Below are 4,075 nucleotides of genomic sequence, written 5' to 3'. Positions count from 1 at the left end.
TAGTCTTGCCGCGTGCGCGGGCCCGTCACAGCCGCCGGCGCTGTCCACACCCGCCATGGCTCCATCTGCCGCGCAACCCCCGGTGATGGCCGTCGCCACGCCGGATTACGGTCCGGTTCTCGGTCCTGACGGGCGATGCACAGGAGCGGCGCCGGGAACGGCCACGGCAATCGAACCGGGTATTGCGGAATGCGAGCTCGCGCGGCTCAAGGGCAAGCCGGCGACCGACGTGCTTGTCGGAGAAAGCGGCAAGGGCCAACGGGAAGTCCAGGTCCTTTATGCGGAGCCCGGCGGACGAGAGCTCTACTTCTTCGTCAACAACAAGCTCGATCGGATCGTGAAGTAGGTCTGCAACTGATCGGCTTCTCGTCTCGAAATTCGGCCCCTGGTCCCGCTCTAGAGCCTCATCCTGAGGAGCGACACAGTCGCGTCTCGAAGGTCGAGGCGTCTTCAGTGGTCGCTGAACCCTCATTCGCGACGCCGCTTTGCGGATCTTCAGGATGGTGACAGTTGGAGATTGCGGCAGGCGCCGACCTCAGCCGTTCGCTGCCTCGATTTCCCCGCTGACGCTCAGCCATTCTTCCTCGACGGTTGCAAGTGTCTCGGCGGCTTCCGCGCGCATGCGGGAGAGCTCCGTCGCCTTCGCCGGATCTTTTTGGAACGCGGTGCCGTCTTCCAGCGCCTGATCGACCTTGCTGATGACCTCGGCAAGTTTCGCCATGCGAGCCTCGAGACCTTCGAGTTTCTTGCGCAGGGGAGCGAGCGCAACGCGTCTTTCGGCGGCCGCGCGCCGCTCGTCGACGCGCGATGCGTTGTTGGTTTGGGGCTTTGCCGCGCGACGTTCGGGCTGCAATTCTCCAGAGAGAACGAGCTGACGGTAATCGTCCATGTCGCCGTCGAACGGCTTCACGCTGCCGCCTCCGACGAGCCACAGCCGGTCGGCGCAGGCCTCGATGAGAAACCGATCGTGACTGACGAGGATCACTGCGCCGCTATAATCGTTGATGGCTTCCATCAGGGCAGTGCGGCTGTCGATGTCGAGATGGTTCGTCGGCTCGTCGAGGATCAGAAGATGAGGGCCGTTGAAAGCTGCCAGACCCATCAGTAACCGCGCCTTCTCTCCGCCCGAGAGCGATGCGACAGGGGTGTCGGCTTTCGCGCCTGGAAAGCCGAGTTGCGCGGTGCGGGCGCGTGCCTTGGCAATCGGAGCATTCGGCATCCGGGCGAACACGTGATCGAAAGCCGTCGCCTTCGGATTCAACTCTTCGAGCTGATGTTGCGCGAAATAGGCGACGTCCATCTTGGTCGGGAAGCGGATCTCGCCCTTCAGCGGATCGAGACGGCCGCCGACGAGTTTGCAGAAGGTCGATTTGCCATTTCCGTTGGAACCCAGCAAGGCGATGCGGTCATCTGGGGRGATCGAGAGGTTCAGCCGGTCGAGAATGATCTTGTCGCCATACCCGACGGCTGCGCTCTCGACGGTGATCAAGGGCGGTGCGAGGGCGCGGTCCGGGCTCGGTAGATCGAACGGAACCACATCCTCTTCGACCAAAGCGGCGATGGGTTCGAGTTTGGCCAACCGCTTGACGCGCGACTGCGCTTGTCTCGCCTTCGAGGCTTTAGCCTTGAAGCGATCGACAAAAGCCTGGAGGTGCTTGCGTTCGGCTTCCTGCTTCACACGAGCCTTCGCGTTCAGCTCGCGCTTTTCCGCTAGTTGGCGAGCGAAGGAGGTGTAGCCACCGCGATAGATCGCGAGTTTGGCGCGATCGAGATGCAGGATGTGGTTGACGCAGGTGTCGAGGAGATCGCGATCGTGACTGATGATGAGCACGGTATGCGGATAGCGCGCCAGATAATCGTACAGCCAGAGCGTACCTTCGAGATCGAGATAGTTCGTGGGCTCGTCGAGAAGCAGGAGATCAGGCTCGGTAAAGAGCACCGCGGCCAAGGCGACGCGCATGCGCCAACCACCCGAGAAATCCGAGCAGGGGCGCTTCTGAGCGTCGGCATCGAAGCCGAGGCCGTGCAGGATCGCGGCGGCGCGCGAGGGCGCGGCATGCGCGCCGATATCGTTCAGGCGGGTCTCGATCTCGGCCCGACGGAACCCGTCCGCCGTCTCTGCCTCGACGAGAAGCGCCGTCCGTTCGGTGTCGGCGGCAAGCACGACCTCGATGAGCGTCTCCGGCCCTCCTGGGGCTTCCTGGGCGACGCCGCCGATCTTGACGTTGCGGGGCAGGGCGATCGAACCACTCTCGGTCGAGACTTCGCCCTGGATGATGCGGAACAAGGTGGTCTTGCCCGCGCCATTGCGCCCGACCAGGCCGACCTTGCTTCCTGTCGGCAGGTTGAAGGAGGCGTGGTCGAGGATGAGGCGGCCGCCGATGCGGAAGGTGAGGTCATTCGCGTGAAGCATGGTGTGCCTTGTGGCGTGGCACGCGGCCCCTGACAAGGTGCGAGGTACGCGGATCTGCCAATCTTGACTGTCGGGCGCATCCCCATCAGACACAGAGCCGGTTCTGGGGCGGGAGCAGGAAAATGGGCGCGGATCGTACCAAGGGTACCGACGGACCGGCCATCGATATGGCCTCGCTTCTCGATCGGTTCACCGCGAGGACCGCCCGGATCGGGATCATCGGCCTCGGTTACGTCGGGCTGCCGCTCGCGTTGACGGCCGCGAAGGCCGGATTCCAAGTTCTCGGCTTCGACATCAACGCGTCATATGTCGACCGGCTCAATCAGGGTGATAGCTATATCAAGCACATTGGCGCGGCCCATGTGGCGGAAGCAGTCTCCGCGGGGCGTTTGGAAGCGACCACGAATTTCGACCGGTTGGACGAGCCCGACGCTCTCCTGATCTGCGTCCCGACGCCGCTGACCAAGCATCGCGAGCCCGATCTTTCCTATGTGGAGAACACAGCTCACGCGATCGCGCGCTGTCTGCGGCCGGGCCAGCTGGTGGTTCTGGAATCCACCACCTACCCGGGAACCACCGAGGAAGTGTTGAAGCCGATCTTCGAGGCGAGGGGCCTGAAGAGCGGGCGTGACTTTTTTCTCGCCTTCTCGCCGGAGCGCGAAGACCCGGGCAATCCGGATTTCGGGACCTCGACCATCCCCAAGGTCGTCGGCGGGGACGGAGCAGATGCGGGCGCCCTTGCCGACGCCCTCTACAGTCAACTGGTCGTCAAGACCGTGCCGGTCTCCTCCTCGGCGACGGCCGAGGCGGTGAAGCTCACAGAGAACATCTTTCGGGCCGTCAACATCGCTCTCGTGAACGAGCTGAAGGTCGTCTACGACGCCATGGGCATCGACATCTGGGAGGTGATCGAGGCGGCAAAAACCAAGCCCTTCGGCTTCATGCCGTTCTATCCCGGGCCAGGCCTCGGCGGACATTGCATCCCGATCGATCCCTTCTACCTGACATGGAAGGCGCGGGAATACGACGTCACCACCCGGTTCATCGAGCTGGCCGGGCAGATCAACACCCATATGCCGTATTACGTGGTCGACCGTCTCGTCGCGGCCGTCGACAGGAGCGGCCGTGCATTCAGCGGGGCCAAAATCCTGATCCTGGGCGTCGCCTACAAGAAGAACGTCGATGACATGCGGGAAAGCCCTTCCATGAAGCTCATCGAGCTCATGGAGGCCCGGGGGGCGAGCGTCGATTATCATGATCCCCATATCCCGACCCTGCCGCCGACCCGCAAGCACGGGCCACTCGCGGGACGTCACTCCGTTCCCCTGGAGGCCAAGACGATCGCCAAGTATGATGCCGTGCTGCTGGCGACGGATCATGATGACATGAATTATCGAATGGTGGCCGACTATGCCAACGTCATCGTCGATACGCGCAATGCTTTTGCCCGGGCGGGGATTATTGATCCAAAAGTTGTGAAAGCCTGACGATGATGGTGCTTTTATCTTCCGTTAGGGTAGAAATAAGGGTATCGGAGCAAGCTTGACCTAGACGAGGTCGGTTCCCACCTACGGGGGACCAAGGGGGCACTGATGGCACGACTTTCCAGCGTGTTACTTCTCAGCGATCTGCAGACCGATCTCACGCCGTTCGAAGCAAGGT

Annotated in this window: 3 protein-coding genes; 2 read left to right on the top strand and 1 reads right to left on the bottom strand. The window is 62.5% G+C overall.

Features of this window, described 5'->3' with window-relative positions:
• A partial coding sequence (locus AC1DT3_RS13500) for a hypothetical protein (protein WP_477465766.1) occupies nucleotides 1–346 on the top strand: 346 nt, incomplete at its 5' end.
• Nucleotides 347–535: 189 nt separating this feature from the next.
• Here the strand turns inward: AC1DT3_RS13500 and AC1DT3_RS13495 are convergent.
• A complete protein-coding gene (locus AC1DT3_RS13495) occupies nucleotides 536–2,413 on the bottom strand; it encodes an ABC-F family ATP-binding cassette domain-containing protein (RefSeq protein WP_477465765.1) in 1,878 nt (625 codons plus the stop codon).
• Between the two features lie 122 nt (nucleotides 2,414–2,535).
• Here AC1DT3_RS13495 and AC1DT3_RS13490 point away from each other — a divergent pair, with 122 nt between their 5' ends.
• Complete coding sequence (locus tag AC1DT3_RS13490) at nucleotides 2,536–3,900, top strand: nucleotide sugar dehydrogenase (RefSeq protein ID WP_477465764.1); 1,365 nt, start codon at nucleotides 2,536–2,538, stop codon at nucleotides 3,898–3,900.
• Nucleotides 3,901–4,075 lie beyond the last annotated feature (175 nt).

This window comes from Microvirga sp. P4_G7 (assembly GCF_056401005.1).
This window is presented reverse-complemented; position numbering and strand designations above follow the sequence as displayed.

What these genes read in the sequence shown, in the direction of transcription:
- AC1DT3_RS13490 (WP_477465764.1), top strand. Translation starts at nt 2,536, where the DNA reads ATGGGCGCGGATCGTACCAAGGGTACCGACGGACCGGCCATCGATATG.